Source organism: Chromobacterium sp. LK1, from assembly GCF_001043555.1.
Taxonomy (GTDB): Bacteria; Pseudomonadota; Gammaproteobacteria; order Burkholderiales; family Chromobacteriaceae; genus Chromobacterium; species Chromobacterium aquaticum.
Map to the genome: position 1 here is coordinate 54,522 of NZ_LDUI01000011.1, position 18,756 is coordinate 73,277.

Below are 18,756 nucleotides of genomic sequence, written 5' to 3' on the forward strand. Positions count from 1 at the left end.
CTGCGCACCGCGGCCTTCCGGCCGCGGTGTTTTCTTTCGTCCCTGCGGCGGGCGGCTCCGCCGCCCCAAGGCATTCGCATTGAAATAGACACAATTTATACTGTATGAATATTTTGTGCACTGCAGTATCATGAGCCTGAACCGACGGCTGAAGATGCCCGCACAACAGGGCCGCAAGCCGCGCGGAACCGGGCTACCCTCAAATAAGAAAGCAAGCGCATGGCCATAGAATCCAATGACGCCCTGCCGGACTTCGCCGCGTGGAGCATGTCCAAGGACTTTCCCAGCGGTCATCAAGTCGGCCGCCACCAACACCGAGAAGGCCAGCTGATTTTCGCCGTTTCCGGCGTGATGGAACTATCCACCGCCGATGGTCTGTGGCTGGTGCCACCACAGCGCGGCGTCTGGATGCCGCCCGCGGTGGAGCACAGCATGCGCGCACGCGGCACGGTGTCCTTGCGTACCCTGTACATCCAGTCCCCGCACTATCTGGCGCAACTGCCGCGCCACTCCAAAGCCATCGCCATTTCGCCGCTGATGCGGGAACTCATCATCCGCCTGATGCGCACGCGCGGCATTCCGCACGCAGATCAAAAAGAAGGCCGCTTGCTGGACTTGCTGATCGACGAAATCGAATGGTCGGGCGAAACGGCCTTGCCGCTGCCGCCGCTGAGCGACCAACGCTTGCAGCGGGTGTGCTCGGCGATTCTGGCCAATCCCGGCGACCGCCGCGGGCTTAACGAATGGGCGGAACTGGTAGGCGCGTCCAGCCGCACGCTGGCGCGGCTGTTCCAGCAGGAGCTGGGCATGTCTTATCTGTACTGGCGCCAGCAAGTGTGCGCGATGTCGGCCCTGCCGCGGCTGGGCGCCGGCGAGCCGGTGACCCTGATCGCCTCCGATCTGGGTTATGAAACGCCCGGCGCGTTTTCCTCCATGTTCCGCCGCATCATGAACGCGGCCCCCAGCCAGTACTTCTCCTGATCCCATCCGCGGTTCAAAGCCCCGCCGACAAAAGCGAGGCTTTGAACCGCCCCTCCTCCGCCCCGCGGACCCGCGCGCCGACACGGCTTTGCCGCAGCGCAGCATGATTGTCCGTTTTGACGCAGTAATTGTCCGCTTGCAAGAAGCCTGAACCAAACCGTTTCAATATGATAAATGGCTATTGAAACCGCTGCCTGGCCAGGTGACCATGTCTCATCCCAACTACAACGCCAAACGCTATTGGTTGCTGATTCTGGCCGCCACCTTTCTGTTCGGCTCCACTTTTCCAACCTCCAAGATCGTGCTGTCGGAAATGCCGCCCTTGTGGGCCGCTGTGGCGCGTTTCACCGCCGCCGCCGCCGGCATCGTGCCCATTCTGCTGTGGCAGCGCTTCCGCTATCCGCGCGCCTTCGTCCGCCCTCGCCCCTGGGGCGTGCTGGTGCTGATCGGGCTGTTGCAGACCGCCGGATCAATGGGCTTTCTCAATATCGGCTTGCGCAGCACCACCCCGGCCAAGGCCGCCATCCTGATGGCCTGCACCCCGCTGATCGTGGCCTTGATGTCGCGGCTGGCGCTGAAGGAAAAAATCCACCCTCTGGCCGCCGTCGGCCTGGTCCTGGCCTTCTTCGGCGTCGCTGTCTGCATCGGCCTGAACAAGCTGGACGGCTTCGGCGCCGGCGACGCGCTGGTCTTGTGCGGCGCCGCCTGCTGGGCGGCGTCCACGCTGGTGATCAAGGGCAGCCGCATCGTGATCAATGTCTGGGCGCTGACCTTCTGGCAGATGCTGGTGGGCTCGGCCTGCCTGGCGTTGCTGGCCTGGGCCGGCGGCGAAGTCCCGACACTGCCTCACAGCGAGCGGGTGCTGGCCGCCTTCCTATGGCTGGCGCTGCCGGCCACCACCGGCGCGATGGCGCTGTGGTTCATGGCGCTGGACCTGGGCGGCGCGGTGCGCACCAGCGGTTTCCTGTTTCTGTCCCCGCTGTTCGCCACCCTGATTTCCTTCGCCGCCTTCGGCTATTCGCTGTCGCTGCATGAGCTGATCGGCGGCGTGCTGATCGGCGTCGGCATTTATCTGGTATCCAAGCGCCCGGACACCGCCGGCCAGCCGCAAACCGCGGCCGCCGACAACAAGATTTGAGCGCACGCGCCTTCTCGCTTCCCCATCCCTGTTTAGAGAGCTTTCCCACCATGCAAAAACTCATCATCACCGCCGCCGTCAACGGCGGCATCACCAGCCGGCAGAAACATCCGGGCGTGCCGTTTTCGCCGGAAGAAATCGCCCAGGCCGCCTATGAATGCTGGAACGCCGGTGCTTCGGTGGTCCACATCCACGCCCGCAACCCAGACGGCACGCCCAGCTACGACGCGGACATCTACGGCGATATCGTCCGCCGCATCCGCGAGCGCTGCGACATCCTGATCAATCTGAGCACCTCCGGCCTCAATCTGCCGCCACAGCTGGAGAAGAAGGAAGCCTGGAACCATCTGCCCTTCCGTCCGGACATCGCCTCCTTCAACTGCGGCTCGGTCAACCACGGCAGCAAGCCCTTCATCAACCCGCCGGAGCTGGCTCGCGCGCTGGCGCTGGACATCCGTGAATACCGCGCCAAGCCGGAGATCGAGGTCTATCACCAGGGCATCATCGGCGAAGCGTTGAAACTGCAGGAAGACGGCTATCTGAGCGGCCCGCTGTGCTTCAGCTTCGCCATGGGCATACAGGGCGGCGCGGCCGCCACCTGCAAGAACCTGCTGCATTTCGTCGAAAGCATTCCGCAGGACAGCGTGTGGTCGGCGCTGGGCATAGGCAAACACCAGCTGGCGATCAATCTGCACACCCTGCTGCTGGGCGGCCATGTGCGCACCGGCCTGGAAGACAACGTCTATTACCGCTACGGCGAACTGGCCCGAGACAACGCCCAATTGGTGGAGCGCCTGGCGCGCCTGGCCGGCGAAGTCGGCCGCGAGATCGCCTCCCCCGCCGAAGCCAAGCAGATTCTGGGCATCTACTAAGAACATGTTTACGTTCTCGCGAGCAAGAGCGAGACAAGGCGAAAACGACTGAAGAAGCGGAGTGTGCATACGGTGCATGAGCATTCTAAAGACGGTTTCAACGCCGTATCGCCGACACGCAGCAGATCGTAACGCCAAGCCATTCAAAGGACACACTACATGAGCACGATCGATCCGAATCCGCATAAAGAACACGGCCTGGAAATCTACGGCGCGCCGCTGAACCAGGCCAAGCTCGCCGTGGTGCTGCTGCACGGCCGCCGCCAGAGCGCCCAGGACGCCTACAAGAACGGCGAGGCCATCGGCCTGGCCGACGTCGCCTACATCCTGCCCATCGCCAAGGACCGCACTTGGTATCCGCACAGCTTCATGGCGCCGCTAGAGAGCAATCAGCCCGCGCTGGACCAGGCGCTGGACTGCGTAGAGGCCACCATCGAGGAACTGCGCGGCTACGGCTTCGCCGACAGCCGGATCGTGCTGATGGGCTTCTCCCAGGGCGCTTGCCTGGCCGCCGAGTTCATCTATCGCCGCCCACGCCCGATAGGCGGGCTGATCGCCTTCTCCGGCGGCCTGTTCGGCCCCGACGAGGCCGCCTGGGGCGCGCCGTCCGCGGCGCTGGACTTCCCGGCCTTCTTCGGCACCAGCGACAGCGACAGCTGGATGCCGCTGGAGCGCATCGAACGCAGCGCCGAGGCCTTCCGCCGCGCCGGCGCCGAGGTGGATTTCCGCGTTTACCCGGACATGCCCCACCACGTTTGCGCCGACGAGATCGACGCCGCGCGCGATCTGCTGTCCGCGCTGTTGCAACCGCAAACCAGCTTGAGCTGAGAGGAGACCGCGATGACCGACGCTTTCATCTGCGACGCCGTGCGCACCCCCATCGGCCGCTTCGGCGGCGCCTTGTCCGGCGTGCGCGCCGACGATCTGGCCGCGGCGCCGCTGCGCGCGCTGCTGGAGCGCAATCCAGGCCTGGACCCGGCGGCGATAGACGAAGTCATCCTGGGCTGCGCCAACCAGGCCGGCGAGGACAACCGCAACGTGGCCCGCATGAGCTTGCTGCTGGCCGGCTATCCGGAGAGCGTCCCGGGCCTGACCGTGAACCGCCTGTGCGCGTCCGGCCTGGACGCGGTGGCGCTGGCGGCGCGCGCCGTCAAGTCCGGCGAGGCCGAGCTGCTGATCGCCGGCGGCGTGGAATCCATGTCGCGCGCGCCCTTCGTGATGCCGAAATCGGACAAAGCCTTCGGCCGCGACATGCAGATCTACGACACCACCATAGGCTGGCGCTTCGTCAATCCGGCGATGGAGAAACAATACGGCGTGGACACCATGCCGGCTACCGCGGAGAACGTGGCGCGCGAATTCGGCATCAGCCGCCAGGATCAGGACGCCTTCGCGCTGCGCAGCCAGCAGCGTTATTTCGCCGCGCTGGAAACCGGCCTCTTCGCCGAGGAGATCATCCCGGTGACGATCCCGCGCCGCAAGCAGGACCCGCTCATCGTCAGCCGCGACGAGCATCCGCGCCAGACCTCTCTGGAGGAACTGGCCAAGCTCAAGGCGCTGTTCGGCCCGGAGTCCAGCATCACCGCCGGCAACGCCTCCGGCGTCAACGACGGCGCGGCGGCGATGATCATCGCCTCGGCCGCGGCGGCGCAACGCCACGGCCTGCGTCCGCGCGCGCGGGTGCTGGCCTCGGCCAGCTCCGGCATCGCGCCGCGCATCATGGGCGCGGGCCCGATCGAGGCCAGCCGCAAGGCGCTGCGCCAGGCCGGCCTCGGCATCGAGGACATCGACGTCATCGAACTGAACGAGGCCTTCGCCGCCCAGGCGCTGGCGGTCACCCGCGCGCTGGGCCTGCCCGACGATTGCGAACGGGTGAACCCCAAGGGCGGCGCCATCGCGCTCGGCCACCCGCTGGGCATGAGCGGCAGCCGGCTGGCGCTGACCGCCGCCGCGCAATTGCAGGCCGGCGGCAAGCGCTACGCGCTGTGCACCATGTGCGTGGGCGTGGGACAGGGCCTGGCGCTGATTCTGGAACGGGTGTAGGCCGGACGAGGCGGCCTTGACGGCCGCCGTCAAACCATACGAGGGGGGAAACATGCATCAACACGCCAATATCAAAAAAGCCATCCAGTTGAGCAACAGCTTCTGGGACATCACCACCCAGGCCGGCATGGCCAATATCGTCACCCGCAACCTGGGCGACGGCCGTCACGAGGCGGTGGCCAACGGCAAGCGCTTCGTCAATATGTCGTCCTATTCCTATCTGGGCCTGGACTCGCACCCGGACATCCTGCAGGCGGCGGCGGACGCGGTATTGAACACCGGCTCGCTGAACACCTCGATTTCGCGCATCCGGGTGCAGTTCGACATCCTGCAGCAGGCGGAGGACGCGCTGGCGGAGCTGGTGGACGCGGAAACGCTGACCGTGCCGTCCTGCGCCGCCGCCGCCGCGGCCGCCCTGCCCCTGCTGGCCTCCGGCGCGCTGACCGAGGACGTGCCGCCCTTGATGGTGTTCGACAAGAACGCCCACTTCTGCCTGAACATGATGAAGCCGATCTGCGCCGACGAGGCCGAGATCCAGACCATACGCCACAACGATCTGAACGCGCTGGAAGACCTGTGCAAGACCCATGCGCGCGTGGCCTACGTCGCCGACGGGGTCTACAGCACCGGCGGCATGGCGCCGGTGCCGGAGCTGCTGGCGCTGCAGGACAAATACGGCTTGTTCCTGTTCTTCGACGAAGCCCATGGCCTGTCCACGCTGGGCCGCCATGGCCGCGGCCTGGTGCTGGAAACCATGGGCGGCATCAATGAGCGCACCTTGATCGTCACCTCGCTGAACAAGGGCTTCGGCGCGTCCGGCGGCGCCATCTTCCTGGGCCCGCGCCACGACGCGGAGCGCCGCAAGCTGGCCACCCGCTTCGGCGGGCCGGTGACCTGGTCGCAGCGCATCAACACCGCCGGCCTGGGCGCCATCATCCAGTCGGCGGCCATTCACCGCTCCGAGGAGCTGCCGCGTCTGCAACAACGGCTGCAGGACAATATCCGCCTGTTCGACCAGCACGTGGCCTCGGACAATAGCAGCGAGCCGCTGCCCATCCGCTTCGTCTCCATCGGCTCGGAGGAAAACACCATCTTCTACGCCAAGAGCTTGCTGGAAGACGGTTTCTACACCTCGCCCATCTTCTTCCCGGTGATCGCCAAGGGCCGCGCCGGCCTGCGCATCATGATCCGTGCCAATATGAGCACGCAGGAGATAGAACGCTTCGCCGCCTGCCTCAATCAGCTGCGAGCCGCCCATGAATGAGAAAACCCTGGCCGCGCCGCAAGCGGCGCTGGTGCAGCCGGCCGGCCGGCTGATGGCGCTGGCCTGCCTGATCGTGTTCATGGCGCAGATGGCCACCACCGTGTATCTGCCCTCGCTGCCGGCGGTGATGCGGGAGCTGGCGATGAGCCAGAGCCTGGTGGAGATGTCGATTTCCGGCTATGTGGTGGGCGCGGCCTTACCGGTGCTGTTCTGGGGCTCGGCGGCCGACCGCTGGGGCCGGCGCGGGCCGCTGCTGATTTCGCTGGCGCTGTTCGTGGTCTGCAGCCTGCTGCTCGCCTTCGTGTCCAACGCCGCGGAGCTGCTGACGCTGCGGGTGGCGCAGGGCATCGCCGGCGGCGGCGCGGCCATCATCGCCCGCATCATCGTGCGCGATCACTGGCGCGGCGACGATCTGGCGCGCAAATTGTCCGTGCTCTCCATCGCCTTCATCACCGCGCTGGGCGGCGGCCAGTTCATCGGCGGCCTGATCGGCAAATACAGTCATTGGGAAGCCGGCTTCGCCTTGATGGCGGTCACCGGCGCCGTGGCGGCGCTGCTGACCATGGGCCTGCCGCTGCAAGCCGGCCGCCCGGCCGCCGCGGCCTCCGGCCCCAGCCCGTACTGGGGCATTCTGCGCCGGCCCGGCTTTCTGTGGCCGGCCTGCGCCGGCGGCCTGGGCTTCGCCACCACGGTGACCTTGCAAGAGGTCAGCCCCTTCGTGTTTCAGGAGCACTTCGGCCTGGCGGTGGCCGGCTTCGGCAACGTCGGACTGTTGATCGGCCTGTCCTATTTCAGCGGCGCCATGGTGGTGAACCGCCTGGTGGCCCGCGTGGGCGGGCTGCGCCTGATGCGCGCCGGCGCGGCGCTGCTGGCCGCAGCCACGCTGGCCATGCTGCTGGGCTGGCACTTGGGCCTGCTGGAGCGCCTGCCCGGCCTGTGGCTGTTCATCGGCCTCTACTGCCTGACCATTTTCGGCCAGGCGGTGCTGTTCCCCAACAGCATGGCCACCGCCGTCAGCGACGCCAAGGAGCACGGCGCTCACGCGATGGCGCTGTGCGGCTTCCTGCAGCAGGGGCTGGCCGGCATCGCCGCCACCGTCTCGGTGCTGCTGCATCACGACGGCGCCTGGACGCTGGCGGTGGCCGCCCTGGGCCTGTTGACCCTGTCGCAAGTGCTGTTCAAGGTGCGCGCGCGCGCCGCCTGAATCGAGGAAGCTCTTCCATGTCCCGTATCGAATCCCGCGTTCCCGCCTCCGGCGAGACGTTTGAACGCAACGCCGAAGCCTACCGCCAGCTGCGCGAGCGCATCGCCGCCGCCCGCGACGCCGCCTTGCAAGGCGGCGGCCCGGAGGCGCGCGCCAAGCAAGCGGCCAAGGGCAAGCTGTCCCCGCGCGAACGCCTATCCCTGCTGCTGGACCCCGGCACGCCCTTTCTGGAGATCGGCCAACTGGCCGCCCACGATGTGTACGAGCACGCGGTGCCCTGCGCCGGCATCGTCACCGGCATCGGCATCGTCGCCGGCCACGCGGTGGCGGTGTTCGCCAACGACGCCTCGGTCAAGGGCGGCACTTATTACCCGCTGACGCTGCGCAAGCATCTGCGCACCCAGCAGATCGCCCGTGAACAAGGCCTGCCCTGCCTCTATCTGGTGGATTCCGGCGGAGTCTACCTGCCCTTGCAGGAAGACATCTTCCCGGACGAGCAGCACTTCGGCCGCATCTTCCGCAATATCGCCGAGATGTCGGCGCTGGGCCTGCCGCAGATCTCGGCGGTGCTCGGCTCTTGCACCGCCGGCGGCGCCTACATCCCGGCGATGAGCGACGAAACCATCATCGTGCGCGGCAACGGCTCCATCTTCCTGGGCGGCCCGCAACTGGTGCGCGCCGCCACCGGCGTGATCGTGGACGCGGAAACCCTGGGCGGCGCCGATGTGCACGCCCGCGACAGCGGGGTGGCGGACCACTACGCGCTCAGCGACGAGCACGCGCTGCGGCTGATGCGGGACATCGTCGCGCGCCGCGGCCGCGGTCGGCAGTACGCGCCGCCGCAAGCGCCGCAACCGCCGCGTTACGATCCGGCGGAACTGGCCGGCATCGTCAGCGCCAACCCGCGCGAACATATTCCGGCGCGGGAAATCCTGGCCCGGCTGCTGGACGACTCCGCCTTCGCCGAATACCGCGCCCGTTTCGGCGCCACCATTTTGTGCGGCACCGGCCACATCGGCGGCTATCCGGTGGGCGTGCTGATCAACGACGGCGTGCTGTTCTCGGAAAGCGCGCAAAAAGCGGCCAACTTCATCGAACTCTGCGCCCAACGCGGCATTCCGCTGCTGTTCCTGCACAATATCAACGGCTTCATGGTGGGCGCGGAATACGAGGCCGGCGGCATCGCCAAACACGGGGCCAAGATGGTCAACGCCGCCTCCTGCGCCCGCGTGCCCAAGTTCAGCATCCTGATCGGCGGCAGCTACGGCGCCGGCAATCTGGCCATGTGCGGCCGCGCCATCGGCCCGCAGTTGATGGCGATGTGGCCCAACGCCAAGACCACGGTGGTGGGCGGCGAACAGGCGGCGACGGTGCTGGCGCTGATCCGCGCCGAGCAATTGGAAAAACAGGGCAAGGCCTGGACGCCGGAAGAAGAGGAAAACTTCAAGCGGCCGATCCGCGACGCCTACGAGCGCCAGGGCCAGGCGCTGTACGTGGCGGCCCGCATGTGGGTGGACGCCATCGTCGACCCGGCCCAGACCCGAGAATGGCTGGCGCTCAGCCTGGCGCTGGCCGCCGCCGCCCCGGTCCAAGACACCCGCTTCGGCGTATTCAGGATGTAAACACCATGTTCAAACGAATTTTGATCGCCAACCGCGGCGAGATCGCGCGCCGCATCGCCCGCAGCTGCCGGCGGCTCGGCATCGAGCATGTCGCCGTCTACTCCACGGCCGACGCCGGCGCCGCGCATCTGGAAGGGGCCGCGGAGCGGCGCTGGATAGGCGAGGCCCCGGCCAGCGCCAGCTATCTGAACGGCGAGGCCATCATCGCCGCGGCGCTGGACAGCGGCTGCGAGGCCATCCATCCCGGTTACGGCTTCCTGTCGGAAAACGCCGACTTCGCCCGCGCGGTGACCGCCGCCGGCCTGGTCTTCATCGGCCCCGACGCCGACACCATCGCCCAGATGGGCGACAAGGCGCGCGCGCGCCAATTGATGGCGGCGGCAGGCGTGCCGGTGACGCCGGGCTCGGCGGAAGCCACCGAATCCTACGGTCTGATCCTGGAGAGTTGCGCCGAGATCGGCTACCCGGTCATTCTCAAGCCGGTGGCCGGCGGCGGCGGCAAGGGCATGCAAGTGGTGTGGGAAGAAGCCGCGCTGCGCGAGGCGGTGGACGCCGCGGTGCGCGTCGGCCGCTCCAGCTTCGGCGACGGCCGGCTGCTGGTGGAGCGCTATATCGCGCGGCCGCGCCATCTGGAAGTGCAGGTGTTCGGCGACCGACACGGCAATGTGGCGCATCTGTTCGAACGCGAGTGCTCCTTGCAGCGCCGTCATCAGAAAATCATCGAGGAGGCGCCGGCCTGCGCGATGCCGGCCGCCACCCGCGCCGCGCTGCTGGACACCGCGGTGCGCGGCGCGACGGCCATCGGCTACCAAAACGCCGGCACTTTTGAATTCATCCTGGCGCCGGACGGCCAGTTCTATTTCCTTGAAGTGAACACCCGCTTGCAGGTGGAGCACCCGGTCACCGAGGCCGTCACCGGACTGGACCTGGTGGAGTGGCAGTTGCGCGTCGCCGCCGGCGAAGCCCTGCCGCTGCGCCAGGAGGAGATCCGCGCCGACGGCCACGCCATCGAATGCCGGGTCTACGCCGAAGACCCGCTGCGCGAGTTCGCGCCCATGCCGGGCAAGGCGCTGCTGGCGCGCTGGCCGCAAGGCTGCCGCGTGGACGCGGCTTTCGACGGCGACGGCGGCGAGGTGCCGGCTTTCTACGATCCGATGCTGGCCAAGCTGATCGCCCACGGCGGCAGCCGCGCCGCGGCCTTAGACGCGCTGCAAGCCGCCGCGCGCGACACCGCGCTGCCGGGCCTGAGCACCAATCTGGGCTTCATCGAGCGGCTGCTGCGCGAGCCGCGGGTGCGGGCCGGCCAGCTGGACACCCATCTGGTCGACCAGCTCGCCGCCGCGCCGGAAGCCGCGCCGCTGGCCGAGGCCGTCGCCTGCGCCGCCGCCGTCGAACTGACCCTGGCCTGCGTCGAATCGTCCTCGCCCTGGCAGGGCGGCATCGGCCCGCACGACCGCGCCGCGCTGGACCCGGACGCGCCCTTGGGCCGGCTGAGCTATCGCGCCGGCGCTTCGCGCTGGCAGGCGCGCTTGCTGGAACGCTCAGGCGCCCAGGTCCGCGCGGCGGTGGCGGAACGGAGCCTGCGCGTGGAACTGCGCCGCGACGGCGAGCTGTGGCGCGGCGAGGTGGACGGGCGGCAATGGAGCGCCCTGCCCTGCGGTGACGACATGGAGTTGACGGTGGGCGGCCATCGGCTGCGCTTGCAGGCGGAGCAGCCGGAAGCCGCCGAGGCGGACGCCGACGCCGGCCAGCGGGTGGCCTCGCCGATGCCGGGCACGGTGGTGGCGCTGCCGGTGGCGGTCAATGAGCGGGTGGAGGCCAATCAGGTGCTGGCCGTCGTCGAGGCGATGAAGATGGAAAACCGCATCTACGCGCCGCGCGCCGGCGTCGTCAGCGCGCTGCATTGCCAGGTGGGCGACATCGTCGCCGCCGACCAGCTGCTGGCCAGCGTCGCGGCCGACGAGGCTTGATCGGCCTCTAGCCGCTCAGCCATGAAAAAAGCGCGGGCCGCGGCCCGCGCTTTGTCTTGGCTTGCTGACGTTCAGGACTGCGCTGACGCGCTCAAACCGGCCAGCTGTTGGCGTTCCGGCTGCCGGAAATCCACCGCCATCATCACCGACAGCGCGGTGATGGTGACGATGGAGAAGAAGAACAGCTGACGCGCCCAGACGCGGTCGTCGATGCTGCGCTTGTAGCCGGACAAGGCCATCTTCAGCCACCACAGGCTGGTGGCCCCGGCCACCGCCAGATAGCCGTAGCCGGCGTAGCCGCCGAAGGCCAGCATCGCGGTGGCGGCGCCGAAGGCCAGGATGTAGAGCACGATCTGGCGCTTGGCGCTGGAAATGCCCTTGACCACCGGCAGCACCGGAATCCCCGCCGCCTGGTAATCCTGCAAACGGAAGATAGCGATGGCGTAGGAATGCGGCATCTGCCACAGACAGAACATCAGCAGCAGGATGGCCGCGCCGGCGTCGAAACGGCCGGTCACCGCGCAGTAGCCGGCCACCGGCGGCACCGCGCCGGACAAGCTGCCCACCAGGGTGCCGTACACCGAATGGCGCTTCATATAGAGGCTGTACACCCCCACATAGATGACGAAGCCGAACAGCACGCAGCCGAAGGCCAGCGGATTGGTCCAGCGCCACAGCGCGTAGAAGCCGGCCAGGCCGAGCAGCAGGCCATGAGCCAGCGCCGCCCGCGCGCTCATCGCGCCGGTGACCAGCACCCGCTTGCGGGTGCGGGCCATCTTGGCGTCGATGTCCCGGTCTATGCAGTTGTTGATCGCGCAGCCGGACGCCACCACCAGCGAGAGGCCGGCCAGGGTGGCCAGCAGCAAGCTCCAGTCAACCCGGCCCTGGGCCGCCAGCAGAAAACCGCCGACGGCCGAGATCAGGTTGCCGAAGATGATGCCCGGCTTGGTCACCTGCAGATAGCGCTTGAATGTCAAGACGGTCTCTCTCAAACCCGCCTCAGCGCATCATCAGCGCGTCGGCGGTGTAGATGATCCAGATCGACAGCCCGACCAGCAGCACGATCACCATGCCGGTGAACAGGAAGGAGAAGGTGTTGAGCTTGCCCTCCTTGCTGAAGTCCAGGTGCAGGAAATACTTCAGATGCACCACGATCTGCACCACCGCCAGCGCGAAGATGCCGATCGCCGTCGCCTGCGGCGTGAAGGCGCCGCCCATCACCATCCAGAACGGAATGGCGGTGAGCGCCACCGACAGCAGGAAGCCGATCAGATAGCTTTTCACGCTGCCGTGCGCGGCGTGTTCATGTGCCTGGCTCATCCCATGGCTCCTTTCAGGTAGACGACGGTGAACACGCAGATCCACACGATGTCGAGGAAGTGCCAGAACAGCGACAGGCAGTTCAGACGCGTCATCGCGCGGCCGGTCAGGCCGGTCTTGGCCACTTCCACCATCATCACCGCCATCCAGATCAGGCCGGCGGTCACGTGCAGGCCGTGCAGGCCCACCAGGCCGAAGAAGGCCGACAGGAAGGCGCTGACCTGCGGGCCGTGGCCCTCGGAGATCAGGTGGTGGAATTCGTTGATTTCCAGGCCGATGAAGGCCGCGCCGAACAGGAAGGTCATGCCCAGCCAGCCCAGCACCGCGGATTTATTGCCCTTCTGACCGGCGATCATCGCGAAGCCGTAGGTGATGGAGGACAGCAGCAGCGCCGCGGTCTCCACCAGCACGTATTGCAGATCGAAGATCTCCTTGCCGGACACGCCTTCCGCCACATTGCGGAACAGCACGGCGTAAGCCGCGAACGCGCTGGCGAACAGGATGCAGTCGGTCATCAGGTAGAACCAGAAGCCCAACACGGTTTGCGAACCGCTGTCGTGGTGCTCGTGGTCGTCGTGCGCTGCGTGCGCGTCTTTTACATAAGTCGTCATGTCGGATTCAGCCCTTACGCGGTGGTCGTCGGACGCGCGGCTTTTTGCGGCTGGGCCGGCTCACGCTCGGAGTAGTTGTCCACATCGATGCCCAGTTTTTCGAAACGCTCGCGCTCGATGGCTTCCACTTCCTCCGGCTGCACGTAGTAGTCCAGGTCGTTGTCGTAAGCGCGCGCCAGCATGCAGCCGATGATGCCCACCAGGCCGACGATGGCCAGCCACCAGATATGCCAGATCAGAGCGAAGCCCAGCACCGTGGTGAAGCCGCCGATATAGAGACCCACCGCGGTGTTGCGCGGCATGTGGATGGGTTCGTAGGACTTGGGCACCGCGTAGGCCACGCCCTTTTCCTTCATGTCGGTGAAGGCGTCGATGTCATGCACCACCGGCAGCTTGGCGAAGTTGTAGAACGGCGCCGGCGACGAGGTGGACCATTCCAGGGTATGGCCGTTCCACGGGTCGCCGCTGACGTCGGCCAACTGCTTGCGGTCGCGGATGCTGACCACGATCTGCAGCAACTGGCAGGCGATGCCGCAGGCGATCAACAGCGCGCCGAACAGCGCCAGGTACAGCCACGGCTCCCACTCCGGATTGGTGGTGTAGTTCAGGCGGCGGGTCATGCCGAGGAAGCCCAGCACGTACAGCGGCATGAAGGCGAACATGAAGCCGATCTGCCAGAACCAGAACGAGGCCTTGCCCAGTTTCGGGTTCAGCTTGAAGCCGAACACTTTCGGGAACCAGAAGGTGAAGCCAGCCAGGTAGCCGAACACCGCGCCGCCGATGATGGTGTTGTGGAAGTGGGCGATCAGGAACAGGCTGTTATGCAGCACGAAGTCCGCGCCCGGCACCGCCATCAGCACGCCGGTCATGCCGCCGATGGAGAAGGTGACCATGAAGCCCAGCGTCCACAGTATGGGGGTTTCAAAGCGCAGGCGGCCGCGGTAAATGGTGAACAGCCAGTTGAACAGCTTCACCCCGGTCGGGATCGAAATGATCATGGTGGCGATGCCGAAGAAGGCATTGACGCTGGCGCCGGAGCCCATGGTGAAGAAGTGGTGCAGCCACACCATGAAGCCCAGGATGGAGATCGCGCCGCTGGCGTAGATCATGGACTTGTGGCCGAACAAGCGCTTGCCGGTGAAGGTGGACACCACTTCGGAGAAAATGCCGAAGGCGGGCAGCACCAGCACATAGACCTCGGGATGGCCCCAGGCCCAGAACAGGTTCAGATACATCATCGCGTTGCCGCCCGCTTCCGCGGTGAAGAAATGGAAGTCCAGGTAGCGGTCCAGGCTCAGCATGGCCAGCGCGCCGGTCAGGATGGGGAAGGAGGTGGCGATCAGCACATTGGCCCAGGTGCAGGTCCAGGTGAAGATCGGCATTTCCATCAGCTTCATGCCGGGGGCGCGCATCTTGATCACGGTGACCAGGAAGTTGATCGCCGTCAGCGTCGTTCCTATCCCTGATATCTGCAAGGCCCAGGTGTAGTAATCCACCCCCACGTCCGGACTGAAGGCCAGCCCGGCCAGCGGCGGATAAGCCACCCAGCCGGTGCGGGCGAAGTTGCCCACGCCCAGCGACAGGTTGACCAGGATCACCGCGGCCACCAGCAGCCAGAAACTCAGCGAGTTCAGGAAGGGGAAGGCCACGTCGCGCGCGCCGATCTGCAGCGGCACCACGATGTTCATCAGGCCGGTCATGAACGGCATCGCCATGAAGATGATCATGATCACGCCGTGGGCGGTGAAGATCTGGTCGTAGTGTTCAGGCGGGAAGATGCCATGCGCGCCGCCGGTGGCCATCGCCAGTTGCGCGCGCATCATCAGCGCGTCGGCGAAGCCGCGCAGCAGCATGATCATGGCGACGATGATGTACATCACGCCTATCTTCTTGTGGTCGACCGAAGTCAGCCACTCGGTCCACAGATAACCCCATTTGCCCATCTTGGTGATCAGGGCCACCAGCATCAGCCCGATCAGGCCGGCGCCACCCAACGCGCCCATGATGATGGGCTCGTGGAAGGGGATGGCGTCCAGCGTCAGTTTGCCTAACAGCATGTCTTGATTACTCCTTCACCGTCAGCGGCTCGCACAGGCTTTTCGCCAGCGCGGCCAGTTTGACGTCGGCCTCGGTAGCGGCCAACGAGGTGCGGCCGCTCATGTATTTGTGCAGCACGCCCTGGAACAGATAGGGGGTGACGGCGCTGTAATAGGCCACCGGATTCTTCTCGCTCGGCAGCACCAGGCCGCGGTAGCCGTTCACGTCCAGCGCCTTGCCGGAAGCCTTGACCTTGGCGACCCAGGCCTCGAACTCGGCCGGCGTCTTGGTGGCGACGGCATTGAACTTCATGCCGGAGAAGCCTGCGCCGCTGTAGTTGGCGGAGAAACCCTTGTACACGCCCGGCTCGTGCGCCAGCAGGTGCAATTGGGTTTGCATGCCGGCCATCGCGTAGATCTGGCCGCCCAGTTGCGGGATGAAGAAGGAATTCATCGCCGCGTCGGAAGTGATCTTGAAATTCACCGGCACATTGCTGGGGAAGGCCAGTTCATTGACGGTGGCGATCTGCTGCTCCGGGTAGATGAACAACCATTTCCAGTTCAGCGCCACCACCTGCACCTCGATCGGCTTCTGCTCCGAATCCAGCGGGCGGTACGGATCCAGCTTGTGGGTGGTCTGCCAGGTCAGCACGGCGAGGAAGGCGATGATGATGCAGGGAATCAGCCAGACCACCAGCTCGATCTTGGTCGAGTGCGACCATTTCGGCTCGTAGGCGGCGTCCTTGTTGCTGGCGCGGTACTTCCAGGCGAAGAACAGGGTCATCACGATCACCGGGATGACCACCAGCAGCATCAGCGCGGTTGCCGTGATGATCAGGGACTTCTGCTCCGCCGCCACCGGGCCCTTGGGATCAAGGATTCCGCCTTGACACCCGGCGAGCAGCAGCGCCGAAGCTACAGCAAGTCCCCGCCACAGGCGTGAGGGTCTTTGGTTTCTCATCATTAACGACTTTACGGGTTGAACATTCTTGTTATCGCGCCCGGGCGCGAGCGCTTGCGCGCCATTCGCCCCGGCAACAGCAATCCAGGTCCGGTGCATGACCGGACGGCAACGGCAAATCCTTGCAAGGTCGACGACCACGCAAAATTACATTGTCATAACAAAAGGCAATGCGGAAATCGCAGCGCGAGCTGATCAAAATCGAAAGTTCGGCATGATCAATCGACAGGGACGACGCGAGTCGTCCCGAGTGGATGGCGCGACAGCGGAGCGGCCACAAGGGCGGCGCCAATGCCGGCATCGCAACGCTGACAGGCCGGAGAACCCTCGGGCGGCGATGCGGGTTCCGACGGGCGCGAAAGGCCCGAAACAGCGCATGTGTCGTGCGGGAGATCCCGGTTCAGAAAGCCAAGCGGGCCTATTAAAAAACAGTTCGCCACCAAGTTTCAAGGGCAAGCTTGATCTGGATCAGACCAGGAATCACGACAAATGCTGAGCGAATTGTCTTGAATCAAGGACAGAAAGTTCCCCGAAGCGCAGCCCCATCTTGTTCTAGAACGAACGCATGAAGTAAATACTCGAACCTATGCACAGTTTCAATCTGTTACAAAAAAACTGGAACTCGCGCTCTTGCGGTGCACAAAAACAACGCGACTCAACACAAACCACAATAAATCAATCAAGCAATTCCTATGGCTCACAGCGAAGCGCGGCGACGAAGACCTCACCATGCCGCGGGATAACCGGGAAAGAAGCGGCGAGCGCCGGAACGACTCTCAGTCGCCGCCCAGACACAGCAGCGCGTTGCGCAGGAATTGCTCGAAATCCCGACTCTCCGCCAGCCGCGCCGCGGCGCGCTGGCGCATGAAGGACACGAACAGATCGTAGATCGCCATCGCCTCCTCGTACTCGGTCTTGCTGATCGCCAGCAGGAAGATCACCCGCGCCGCGCCGCCCTCGCCCCAAGCGACGCCGTGCGGCGCGATGATGGTGCATACCGTGGTCTTGCGCGCCAGCAAGCCCAGCGAGTGCGGCAAGGCGATGCCGTCGCCCAGCATTGTGCTGAGAATGTCCTCGCGCTCGCGCACCGAGGGCAGGAAATCGGCATCGACATAGCCCTCCTCGCGCAGCTGTCCGCAAACGCGCTCGAACAAGGCCTGCTGGCTCAGCCCCGGTTCCGCCACCCAGAAATGCGGGGCGGAAAAGTAGCGCTCCAGCATATAGGGCCGGGTACGATCCACCGCCACCAGCCGCGCCAGTTGCTCCAGCTGGTAATCCGACGGAAACGGCGACAACAGCGCCACCGGCTTGCGCTTGTCCTCCAGCCGCACCGTGGACACCACGAAGTCGGCGGCCACATGCTCCAGCGCCTCGTATTCCTGACAGGACAAGGCGGCGCACACCTCAAGCTGCGGAAAACGGCGTTGCAACACCGCCTCCAGCGTACGCAGCGTGGCGTTGCCGCCGTCGCACACCAGCAGCGCCTGCGGCCGGCGCAGATAACCGATCTGGTAATGACGCTCCAGCCCCACGCCGATATGCAGCACCAGGTAGCCGATCTCGTTTTCCGAGATCCGGTACGGCGAGTGCTTGGCCCAGCTCGACACCGCCGCCAGCGTGAAGTCGTAGGCCAGCGCGTAATGCTGCTTGATGTCGGCCAGCACTGGATTGGGCAGATTGATCTGGTAGCGCACCCGGGTGATCATGGTTTTGACGTGGGTGACCAGATCGTCGCGCAATTGCCTATCCTCGCGCAGATCGTAGCGGTAATGGCGGTTGATGTAGTCAAGGATGTAGCGGACCAGCGCGTCGGCGTCGTCGGCGTTGATCGCGCTGGGCAGCAAGCCGCTCAGGCTGCGCGCGGCGATATTGACGCAGAGGAAGGCTTGCTCGGCGGCGGCGATCTCCACCCCGCTCATGCGCCGCAGCAGGCCGGCGATGTGGCGCGCGGCCTGCTCCGCCGCCGGCGGCGTTTCCTCGCCGCAGAAATCCTGCAGGGGAAAACCGTCGACGATGCGCTTGGCCGCCACCGCGCAATAAAAGCTCAGGAACTGGGCGCCGTCGTCGCTGAGGCGGACGCCGGCGCGGCTCAGACAGCCGGGCAAGCTGGCGCGCACCGTCGCCAGCGCGTCGCTCAGCACCGGATCGCCGTTTAACAGCGGATGGTCCGCCCGCTCCGCCGCCAGTTGCGCCAACAGATCGCTGAGGCAGACGCGGATGGAGGATTCCGCGCCCAGCAGCTTCATGCCGTAATGCGGCTTGGCCTCTATGCTCAAGCCATAGCCGGCCAGGCGCTCGCGCACCTCGGCCATATCAGCCTGCAAGGTGGCTCGGCTGACGCACCAGGCATCGGCCAGGTCCTGCAATTTCAAGGCGTAGGCGGAGCCGAGAAACTGCGCCAGCAGGTATTGCACCCGCTCCCCGGCCTGCCGCGGAATGGCACGGCCGGAGCCGGACTGCGACCGCACCCGCTGGAAGCGTTCCGGGTCCTCGGTCTGCAGCCGGTAGCCCTCGCCGCGCTTGAGCACGAAGCGCGCGCCGTGCTCGGCCAGTATGGCGTTGAGCGCGTCGATGTCGTTGCGCACGGTGCGGGTGGATACCGCCAGCCGGCGCGCCAGTTCCTCCTGCGGCAGCGCTTCCGCCTGCAGCGCGGCAAAGGCCTGGGCCAGCCGCTGATAGGGGAATTTGACCATGAGCCTCCTTCTTAAACCCATCCGCGCCCGGCCTCCCCGGG

The 18,756-nt window shown here is 65.9% G+C and carries 15 protein-coding genes; 9 read left to right on the forward strand and 6 right to left on the reverse strand.

From position 1 onward, the window contains the following. Positions 1–219 precede the first annotated feature (219 nt). The 9 genes from VI26_RS05915 (at position 220) to VI26_RS05955 (ending at position 11,094) form a co-directional block, all read left to right on the forward strand. On the forward strand, positions 220–981 hold the full coding sequence (locus VI26_RS05915; protein ID WP_048408825.1) for a helix-turn-helix domain-containing protein: 762 nt from the start codon (positions 220–222) through the stop codon (positions 979–981). 181 nt (positions 982–1,162) lie between these two features. Then, positions 1,163–2,119, forward strand: coding sequence for a DMT family transporter (locus VI26_RS05920; RefSeq protein ID WP_197081397.1), 957 nt, complete (start codon positions 1,163–1,165; stop codon positions 2,117–2,119). A gap of 50 nt (positions 2,120–2,169) precedes the next feature. Next, on the forward strand, positions 2,170–2,991 hold the full coding sequence (locus VI26_RS05925; RefSeq protein WP_048408826.1) for a 3-keto-5-aminohexanoate cleavage protein: 822 nt from the start codon (positions 2,170–2,172) through the stop codon (positions 2,989–2,991). Between the two features lie 159 nt (positions 2,992–3,150). Beyond that, a complete protein-coding gene (locus VI26_RS05930; RefSeq protein WP_048408827.1) occupies positions 3,151–3,819 on the forward strand; it encodes an alpha/beta hydrolase in 669 nt (222 codons plus the stop codon). Positions 3,820–3,831: 12 nt separating this feature from the next. Beyond that, the gene (gene pcaF, locus VI26_RS05935; protein ID WP_048408828.1) at positions 3,832–5,034 is read left to right on the forward strand and encodes a 3-oxoadipyl-CoA thiolase; all 1,203 of its coding nucleotides are present in this window, start codon (positions 3,832–3,834) and stop codon (positions 5,032–5,034) included. Between the two features lie 52 nt (positions 5,035–5,086). Beyond that, a complete protein-coding gene (locus tag VI26_RS05940) occupies positions 5,087–6,298 on the forward strand; it encodes an aminotransferase class I/II-fold pyridoxal phosphate-dependent enzyme (RefSeq protein ID WP_048408829.1) in 1,212 nt (403 codons plus the stop codon). Then, complete coding sequence (locus VI26_RS05945; protein ID WP_197081398.1) at positions 6,291–7,502, forward strand: MFS transporter; 1,212 nt, start codon at positions 6,291–6,293, stop codon at positions 7,500–7,502. Before VI26_RS05940 ends, VI26_RS05945 begins: the two co-directional genes overlap by 8 nt. 17 nt (positions 7,503–7,519) lie before the next feature. Then, on the forward strand, positions 7,520–9,124 hold the full coding sequence (locus tag VI26_RS05950) for a carboxyl transferase domain-containing protein (RefSeq protein ID WP_048408830.1): 1,605 nt from the start codon (positions 7,520–7,522) through the stop codon (positions 9,122–9,124). Positions 9,125–9,129: 5 nt separating this feature from the next. Further along, entirely contained in the window at positions 9,130–11,094 is a 1,965-nt protein-coding gene (locus VI26_RS05955; RefSeq protein ID WP_048408831.1) for a biotin carboxylase N-terminal domain-containing protein, read from the forward strand. 71 nt (positions 11,095–11,165) lie between these two features. On the opposite strand, the gene cyoE is transcribed toward VI26_RS05955, so the two are convergent. The 6 genes from cyoE to VI26_RS05985 all read right to left on the reverse strand — a co-directional run bounded on the left by cyoE (position 11,166) and on the right by VI26_RS05985 (position 18,715). Next, entirely contained in the window at positions 11,166–12,071 is a 906-nt protein-coding gene (gene cyoE / locus VI26_RS05960) for a heme o synthase (protein ID WP_048408832.1), read from the reverse strand. Positions 12,072–12,093: 22 nt separating this feature from the next. Further along, entirely contained in the window at positions 12,094–12,414 is a 321-nt protein-coding gene (cyoD, locus tag VI26_RS05965; RefSeq protein ID WP_048408833.1) for a cytochrome o ubiquinol oxidase subunit IV, read from the reverse strand. Then, positions 12,411–13,025, reverse strand: a complete 615-nt coding sequence (gene cyoC / locus VI26_RS05970; RefSeq protein WP_048408834.1) for a cytochrome o ubiquinol oxidase subunit III — start codon at positions 13,023–13,025, stop codon at positions 12,411–12,413. The genes cyoD and cyoC overlap by 4 nt, the downstream gene beginning before the upstream one ends. Positions 13,026–13,039: 14 nt before the next feature. Then, positions 13,040–15,082, reverse strand: a complete 2,043-nt coding sequence (cyoB, locus tag VI26_RS05975) for a cytochrome o ubiquinol oxidase subunit I (protein WP_048408835.1) — start codon at positions 15,080–15,082, stop codon at positions 13,040–13,042. A 7-nt stretch (positions 15,083–15,089) separates the two neighbouring features. After that, on the reverse strand, positions 15,090–16,025 hold the full coding sequence (gene cyoA, locus VI26_RS05980) for a ubiquinol oxidase subunit II (RefSeq protein WP_331282532.1): 936 nt from the start codon (positions 16,023–16,025) through the stop codon (positions 15,090–15,092). Positions 16,026–16,798: 773 nt separating this feature from the next. Then, complete coding sequence (locus VI26_RS05985) at positions 16,799–18,715, reverse strand: transcription antiterminator (RefSeq protein ID WP_048408836.1); 1,917 nt, start codon at positions 18,713–18,715, stop codon at positions 16,799–16,801. Positions 18,716–18,756: the final 41 nt, after the last annotated feature.

Excerpts from the sequence above, each read along its gene's own strand:
- VI26_RS05915 (WP_048408825.1), top strand. The coding sequence starts at position 220 with ATGGCCATAGAATCCAATGACGCCCTGCCGGACTTCGCCGCGTGGAGC.
- VI26_RS05945 (WP_197081398.1), top strand. The coding sequence starts at position 6,291 with ATGAATGAGAAAACCCTGGCCGCGCCGCAAGCGGCGCTGGTGCAGCCG.
- cyoD (WP_048408833.1), bottom strand. The coding sequence starts at position 12,414 with ATGAGCCAGGCACATGAACACGCCGCGCACGGCAGCGTGAAAAGCTAT.
- VI26_RS05930 (WP_048408827.1), top strand. The coding sequence starts at position 3,151 with ATGAGCACGATCGATCCGAATCCGCATAAAGAACACGGCCTGGAAATC.
- VI26_RS05940 (WP_048408829.1), top strand. The coding sequence starts at position 5,087 with ATGCATCAACACGCCAATATCAAAAAAGCCATCCAGTTGAGCAACAGC.
- VI26_RS05925 (WP_048408826.1), top strand. The coding sequence starts at position 2,170 with ATGCAAAAACTCATCATCACCGCCGCCGTCAACGGCGGCATCACCAGC.
- VI26_RS05985 (WP_048408836.1), bottom strand. The coding sequence starts at position 18,715 with ATGGTCAAATTCCCCTATCAGCGGCTGGCCCAGGCCTTTGCCGCGCTG.
- cyoB (WP_048408835.1), bottom strand. The coding sequence starts at position 15,082 with ATGCTGTTAGGCAAACTGACGCTGGACGCCATCCCCTTCCACGAGCCC.
- cyoC (WP_048408834.1), bottom strand. The coding sequence starts at position 13,025 with ATGACGACTTATGTAAAAGACGCGCACGCAGCGCACGACGACCACGAG.
- VI26_RS05950 (WP_048408830.1), top strand. The coding sequence starts at position 7,520 with ATGTCCCGTATCGAATCCCGCGTTCCCGCCTCCGGCGAGACGTTTGAA.
- VI26_RS05955 (WP_048408831.1), top strand. The coding sequence starts at position 9,130 with ATGTTCAAACGAATTTTGATCGCCAACCGCGGCGAGATCGCGCGCCGC.
- pcaF (WP_048408828.1), top strand. The coding sequence starts at position 3,832 with ATGACCGACGCTTTCATCTGCGACGCCGTGCGCACCCCCATCGGCCGC.
- cyoA (WP_331282532.1), bottom strand. The coding sequence starts at position 16,025 with ATGATGAGAAACCAAAGACCCTCACGCCTGTGGCGGGGACTTGCTGTA.